The organism is Bacteroidales bacterium (genome assembly GCA_031275285.1).
GTDB lineage: Bacteria > Bacteroidota > Bacteroidia > Bacteroidales > UBA4181 > JAIRLS01.
Genome location: JAISOY010000123.1, coordinates 1 through 6,706, shown reverse-complemented (window position 1 = coordinate 6,706; position 6,706 = coordinate 1). Strand labels below are relative to the sequence as shown.

General features: G+C 36.9%; 8 protein-coding genes. 5 read left to right on the top strand and 3 right to left on the bottom strand.

The features are described 5' to 3' along the window. The 4 genes from LBQ60_12885 to ybeY all read left to right on the top strand — a co-directional run. A partial coding sequence (locus tag LBQ60_12885; protein MDR2038811.1) for a nickel-responsive transcriptional regulator NikR occupies nucleotides 1-212 on the top strand: 212 nt, incomplete at its 5' end. A 116-nt stretch (nucleotides 213-328) separates the two neighbouring features. After that, nucleotides 329-1,528 carry a peptidoglycan DD-metalloendopeptidase family protein gene (locus LBQ60_12880; protein MDR2038810.1) on the top strand — a complete coding sequence of 400 codons (1,200 nt, stop codon included), beginning with the start codon at nucleotides 329-331 and terminating at the stop codon, nucleotides 1,526-1,528. A 156-nt stretch (nucleotides 1,529-1,684) separates the two neighbouring features. Further along, nucleotides 1,685-2,089 carry an ATP-binding protein gene (locus tag LBQ60_12875; GenBank protein MDR2038809.1) on the top strand — a complete coding sequence of 135 codons (405 nt, stop codon included), beginning with the start codon at nucleotides 1,685-1,687 and terminating at the stop codon, nucleotides 2,087-2,089. Between the two features lie 3 nt (nucleotides 2,090-2,092). After that, entirely contained in the window at nucleotides 2,093-2,524 is a 432-nt protein-coding gene (ybeY, locus tag LBQ60_12870) for an rRNA maturation RNase YbeY (GenBank protein ID MDR2038808.1), read from the top strand. On the opposite strand, the gene LBQ60_12865 is transcribed toward ybeY, so the two are convergent. From LBQ60_12865 to LBQ60_12855, 3 genes are all read right to left on the bottom strand, one after another. Continuing rightward, nucleotides 2,508-3,419 carry an alpha/beta hydrolase gene (locus LBQ60_12865; GenBank protein MDR2038807.1) on the bottom strand — a complete coding sequence of 304 codons (912 nt, stop codon included), beginning with the start codon at nucleotides 3,417-3,419 and terminating at the stop codon, nucleotides 2,508-2,510. The two genes, ybeY and LBQ60_12865, sit on opposite strands and share 17 nt — an antisense overlap. Before the next feature lie 30 nt (nucleotides 3,420-3,449). After that, nucleotides 3,450-3,965: a hypothetical protein gene (locus LBQ60_12860; GenBank protein MDR2038806.1), complete on the bottom strand. Its 516-nt coding sequence runs from the start codon at nucleotides 3,963-3,965 to the stop codon at nucleotides 3,450-3,452. A gap of 102 nt (nucleotides 3,966-4,067) precedes the next feature. Further along, the gene (locus LBQ60_12855; GenBank protein MDR2038805.1) at nucleotides 4,068-6,020 is read right to left on the bottom strand and encodes a PAS domain-containing protein; all 1,953 of its coding nucleotides are present in this window, start codon (nucleotides 6,018-6,020) and stop codon (nucleotides 4,068-4,070) included. Between the two features lie 242 nt (nucleotides 6,021-6,262). On the opposite strand from LBQ60_12855, the gene LBQ60_12850 reads away from it, so the two are divergent. Beyond that, nucleotides 6,263-6,706, top strand: a 444-nt coding sequence (locus LBQ60_12850; GenBank protein MDR2038804.1) for an HD domain-containing protein, incomplete at its 3' end; no start/stop codon positions are given.

Below are 6,706 nucleotides of genomic sequence, written 5' to 3'. Positions count from 1 at the left end.
ATCTATTGGGAAATAAACTTGCCGACTTACAGCATGAATATTATCAGGAAATACTCGCTGTACAGCACTTCCATTTATCCCATGAGACCTGTCTCGAAATTATTGCCGTAAAAGGAAAGGCTCAACGATTGACCGAACTCTCGGACAGATTGATCTCTTTAAAAGGGATCAGGCACGGTAAGCTGGTAATGACAAAAAGCGATGACGTTTAAAACAATTCTTACCTATCAATCACCAGCCTTCTGGTCTATGACAAACCCGTATATTGAATTATATTTTTCTTTTTGCCGGGAAAATGCGAAATTTGCATCAGAGTTTTGTTGATCATATGAAAATTTTTCATTTTTATCTTATCCTTATTTTTGTTCTGTCTTCTTTTGACATGACAGCTCAGTCGCGTCAAGGCCTGGAAGACAAGCGAAAAAAAACATTGCAGGAGATAGCAGAAACGAACAGGTTCTTAAAAGAAACACAACAAAGTCAAAAAGAATCCCTTGAAAAATTAGATATCCTGATTGTCCAGGAAAAACAATACAATCAGCTGATCAGCGATATCAATGCTGAAATAAAATATACCGACCGGCAGATCAATGAAAGCACCCTCCAGATAAAAAAAATGGGTAACGAAGTGGAAAAGCTGAAATCGGACTATGCCGAGATGATACGTCAGGCATATAAAAACAGGGGAAAATACAATAAACTGGTATTTGTTCTTTCGTCAAAGGATTTCAATGAAGCATACCGCCGGATGAAATATTTTCAGCAATATAGCGAATTTCAAAAAAAGCAGGTGGAAGAGATCAATGAGAGCCAGAAACAATTGAATGAATCGGTTGAAGAGCTTGCTGCGCAAAAAAAGGAAAAAGAAAAGTTACTGGCAGAACAACGAAAAGAGAGTAAACAATTAGAATTGATCAAAAATGAACAAAATAAATCAATAGCTGGTTTAAAATCAAAAGAGAAACAATTAAGAAAGAAAGTTGCCGATAAACAAAAAGAGGCACAAAAACTTCAACAAGAAATTAATAGATTGGTTACCGCGGAAATCAAGAAAAGTAAAGGTAATTCAAAAACATTGTATGATAAGCTAACCCCTGAAGAACGTTTGGTTTCCAACAACTTTAAGGACAATAAAGGCCGTTTACCCTGGCCGACGGAAAGGGGGTTTATTACCAAATTTTTTGGTGTCAATCAGAATCCGATATACAAAGAATTAAAAATCAGCAGTGAAGGAATAGATATAACTACAGTCGCCAATGCAGATGTCAGGGCCATTTTCGACGGTGAAGTAACAAGGGTGTGGCGCATCAAAGGGGAAAATATCACCATACTCTTGCAACATGGTAATTATAGGACCGTATACATGAATGTCGTTGATGTAACTGTAAAGCAAGGAGACAAAGTAAAATCAAAAGAAACCATTGGAAAAATCTATACCGAAAAGGGGGCCAAAACAGCTGTTTTGCACTTTGAGATCTGGGAAGAGCTGAAAAAAGTGAATCCCGAACAGTGGATCATAAAAAAATAAATAAATCCATTGCCATAAACATTCATTTTGAGAGCGATATGTTTTCCATATTTTTTTGCACATAATTTTTTCTTAAAAAGTTCGTTTTTTTCTAGGAAAAACGTAACCTTATCGGGTCGATTTAAGTATATATATAATATGTAAACCGAACAATGCATGAAGCAAAAACTGAGAATTACATCAAAAATAGACAATCTGCATTTGGTAGAAAGCACCATAGATGAGTTTTCTGCAAAATGTAATATCGATCATGATGTATACGGTAATTTATTGATTGCGACTCTTGAAGCGGCCAACAATGCTATTACCCATGGGAATAAACTTGATGAAAGCAAGTATGTAGATTTTGTATTTACTTTGGATGAAGACAAGATACTCCTTTCCGTAAAAGATGAAGGACCGGGATTTGATTACGAGAATATTCCCGACCCGACTTCCCCTGAAAATATAGAGAACATGAGTGGTAGAGGTGTATTTCTTATGTCGAAGCTTTCTGATAAGATCGAATTTGAAGACAATGGAAGTTTTGTTAGGATGACATTTTTCCGTATAAAAAAATAGGGATTGGCCATACGTTTTTTTTCCGATGGAATTACATTCCACTTAAAAGATAAAAGAAAAATACAACATTGGCTGAAAACAGTTGCCAGTGAAGAGGAAAAACAAATTGGGGATATTTCTTATATTTTTGTTTCAGACAAAAGGATATTAGAAATCAATCAGCAATTTTTACAACATGACTACTATACGGATATCATTACTTTTGATGATTCCGATAACAAAAAAATATCCGGAGAAATGTATATTAGTATCGATACCGTATCGTCAAATGCAAAAGAATATCAGGCTGAATTCCACAATGAATTGCTACGGGTGATCGTACACGGGTTATTACATTTATGCGGATACAATGATAAAACTGAGAAAGGACAAGAGGAAATGCGGCATATTGAAACAAAATACCTGAATGTGCTAGAATCTACTTCTTCAATGTGACCTGCAACCAGTCTCTGACCAGTTGCGGCCAGACAGCTGCCTCTCCTTTTTTGGGTATTCCAAAACCATGTCCCCCTTTTGAGAAAATATGCATGGCCGCAGGAACACGATGTTTATTGAGTGCCTGATAAAATACAATACTGTTCTCTGAAATCACTCCCTTATCATCATCCGCCAAAATGAGTATGGTTGGAGGCGTCTCTGAAGTAACCTGTTTCTCACAGGAAAAGAGATACAATAAATCATCGCTGGTATTGGCTCCCAGGAGATTTCTGAATGAGCCGCTGTGTGTTACCTGTTGGTCTGCAGATATAACAGGATACAACAATACCATAAAGTCCGGACGACAGGAAAATGTATCTACCGGATCCCCTATTTTACTCCAGTCATTCCGGGAAAGAGTTCCAGCTGATGCGGCCAAATGTCCTCCTGCAGAAAATCCGGCAATTCCGATCTTGTCCTCCCCTATTTTCCATTCCCCGGCCTTACTCCGGATCATTTTCAATGCCCGCTGGGCATCCTGTAAAGGAACTTTATATGATTGGTCTTTTTTTACATTTTCAGCCTGAGGCAAACGGTATTTCAAAACAAATGCAGCAACTCCCATCATATTGAAGGCTTTTGCAATATCATGTCCTTCTTTATAGATTGCCTGACGTCCATACCCTCCTCCCGGACATATCAAAACGGCACTTCCATCAAACATCTCTGCACTTGGCATATAAACATACATAGACGCTTTACCGACAATCTCCTGTCGTTCATTCACCACTTTATCCGTCAGGTTTATACCGGTTGAATAAGGTACTTTTCCGTCAGTCCACAAATATATTTCCTGCTGCGCTTTAATAAATTGCAGGCAAAACAATAACAAAAAAGAAAAAATATATTTCATCAAACAATCAATCATTTAATCATTTTATTCTTATTTTGTTGTATTCCATATTTTTTCCACGATTTGTCCGGAGGAATATTCGAAATAATTTCCATCCTTATCTTTCTGCCTGTTAAAAAGATCATCAGAATAATGTTCGAAATTCAGTTTTAGAAAATCATGGTAATAATCACCTATATAATAGGAAAACTCAGCCTTAAAACTGCCATCCGATTCCTCTGTTAAGTCAAGTGAATGGAATATCCGGGCGACAATCTCCGTCAATTCATCCCTGGTCACAGCTTCAACTTTCTGAGGATCCGGAAGACAAATCCTGAACGCCAACACTTCGGCTCCCTCTTCTTCCCACCATTCCCACAAATTGAACTGGGACATATCTTTTCCTGTAAGCCGGGTTAAAGTCTCTTCCAGTTTTTTATATTCCGTCATGTCCACATCATCGTTTATGTCACAATAGTTTGTGTAATCGATAATCAGACCCAATACCTCAGGATAAATCTTTTCAGCCTTTTCCCACTGAGGTTCTATTTCTCTTCTTAATTCCATCTGTTGTATAAGTTAATTAAATGACCAATCTCTTTAGAATTATGCAAAAATAAACAAATGCAATATAATTATAATTCATGTGAATAAAGAATTATTTCTCCTTTATTCTACAGGTAAATATTTAATTGAAAAATGAAAAGCAGATCCTTCACCAGAAGTAGAGACAACATCAATGGTTCCACCAAGGAGACTGACCAGGCTTTTGGAAATAGCCAAACCCAAGCCGGTACCCGAAGGATTCCGGATATAATCGTCTTCTACCTGCCTGAAACGGTCAAATATGATCTTCTGTTTATTTTCCGGAATACCGATACCCGTATCCGTGATAGTGAAATGGATCAATCCATCACCGGAAATCACACAATCAACTTTTATAAAACCCACATCTGTAAATTTGATCGCATTATCGATCAGGTTTCCGAGTATCTGCCGTAAACGTATAGGATCCGTGAGTATATTAGCACAATGGCCGGGCATTTCTCCCATAACAAATTCCACTTTATTCTTTTTAGAAAGTATTTGATCATAGAAGATATATAATTCATCAAGGAAATTATTCAGGTCACATGGTTGTAGCGCTATCTTCATCTGCTGGGAGTCAATCTTCGAGATATCAATGATATCGTCGATCAGCTTAAGCAGCATGTTACAATTATCATTGATGATATTCAAATACTTGTTCCCTTTTTCAGACATAATTTCCTTGGAAATCAATTGTGAAAATCCAATAATTCCGTTCATAGGCGTACGTATCTCATGGGACATATTGGCCACAAAAGATGATTTCAGCAAATCCGACTCTTCTGCTCTTTCTTTGGCTTTTATCAGCTCCAGTTCCATCATTTTCCTTTCGGTAATATCTACTGCAGTAATCAATTGAACTTTATTACCGTCAATCCAGGTCATTTGTTCAGAAGATACCGAAAGCCATTTCCCGGTTTTTTCCGAATAAAACTCAGGATAAGTTGTTTTCCCTTTTTCTTCCTGTTTCTGCTTAAAATCAATACTAAAATATAGTGCCGGATCTTTTCCGATACAATCCATATCAAATGCATTCCTAAAAGCCCTGTTGGCAAAAATAATCCGTTGTAACTTTTGCTCATTGACAAATATGTACGATTCCATATTGTTCAATACAGCCTCATAAGCTTTCTGCTTTTCTGCGGCATTCTGACGTACCAATACGGTAGATATCAAGTTTGATATATTTTTCAGGAAACGGACAGTATCCTCATCCCACTTACGCTCAATCACACAATCATCAAAACAAACAAAGCCATAATGATCGCCATTAAGATAAATCGCAAATATAGCTGAAGCTATAAGCCCCTCTGCGTCAAACTCTTCTTTACAGTTTTCAGGAATTTCACCAAAGTTAACCAACAGGCTTCCGGTCGTTTGTAGTGCAATATATATCTCCGGCATACCTGTACTATATGTGATACTGTAGTCAAGGGCCATGACAGAAGAAATATCTTTGTTGCACCACTCATATACCACCTTGCAGGTCTTATGATCCGGACTGTCTTTAAACAACAATGCCCTACTGGTATCCAGATAGGCGCCAGTTCGGTCAAGAATGATCTGCAATGCATGATCCAGGTCTGAATCATGCAAACTCATCAAAATATCATTTAGTACTATTTGCTGGCGGTAGTGATTATCGATGAGTTGTTGATTGCTTTCATTGTCGGAGTTACTGAGAATAACCGTATCATAACAAAGAATGTTCCCATCTTCATCACGATTCACAGTATTGTACTCGGTGATAGGAATAGTATCACCGTTCTTTTTGACCAAACGGTAATATAATTTAAAAAAATTAATATTGTGGGCCTCGTAATCGCTGACAGTTTTACTGACATACACACGATCATCCGGATGAACAATATCAAACCAATTTTTAGTTTTACTCATAAATTCATCAGCAGTGTAGCCATACATAGATATATTCTGGGTAACAAACCAAGTACTCCAGTTGTCTTTTTTATGCGACAAACGAAATACAACAGCAGGTACATGTTCTATAATTGGCGGCAAACTTGCAAATTCCATAATATCCCCTTTTATTTTATGGCAAAATAATATTTTCTCCCGGTTTTTAAAAGCTTTTACTGGTTTTAGCTAATCAATAAAAGACAATTCACTTATACACAAATGAATATATTTCCGGGAATTCATAAAACAACAATCATCATGCCATTTTTTGATCAATTCTCAGTAAAAAATAGTATATTTGAATTGCGGATAACATCATAATCAGTTTGTTAATCCCACCAACTTTTAAATATCATCAGATGAAAAATCAAATCATTGATTTTGATCAAATAGTAGAAGAACAAAAAAAATTATTTTTTCAGGGAATCCTATCCGGTAAAACCGAAGAGGAAATGAAACAGATCCGGGAAGCTTACGAACTGGCTTACAAGGCACATCTTCCACAAAAGCGTAACAGCGGAGAACCATATATCCTTCATCCCATTGCAGTTGCGCGTATAATCGGTGAAGAATTAAAACTGGGAACCAATTCTATTATCGCAGCTTTATTACACGATGTTGTTGAAGATACTCCATACACAATAGATCAAATACAGGAACAATTCGGAGATGATGTAGCATTTCTGGTACAGGCTGTCACCAAAGAAAAGAAGGTAGTCTATGAAATGTCAAAGCAACTGGATAATTTCCGGAAAATGCTGGATTCCATTCATTTTGATATCCGTGCATTACTGATCAAATTA

What these genes read in the sequence shown, in the direction of transcription:
- LBQ60_12880 (MDR2038810.1), top strand. Translation starts at nt 329, where the DNA reads ATGAAAATTTTTCATTTTTATCTTATCCTTATTTTTGTTCTGTCTTCT.
- LBQ60_12875 (MDR2038809.1), top strand. Translation starts at nt 1,685, where the DNA reads ATGAAGCAAAAACTGAGAATTACATCAAAAATAGACAATCTGCATTTG.
- LBQ60_12865 (MDR2038807.1), bottom strand. Translation starts at nt 3,419, where the DNA reads ATGAAATATATTTTTTCTTTTTTGTTATTGTTTTGCCTGCAATTTATT.
- LBQ60_12860 (MDR2038806.1), bottom strand. Translation starts at nt 3,965, where the DNA reads ATGGAATTAAGAAGAGAAATAGAACCTCAGTGGGAAAAGGCTGAAAAG.
- LBQ60_12855 (MDR2038805.1), bottom strand. Translation starts at nt 6,020, where the DNA reads ATGGAATTTGCAAGTTTGCCGCCAATTATAGAACATGTACCTGCTGTT.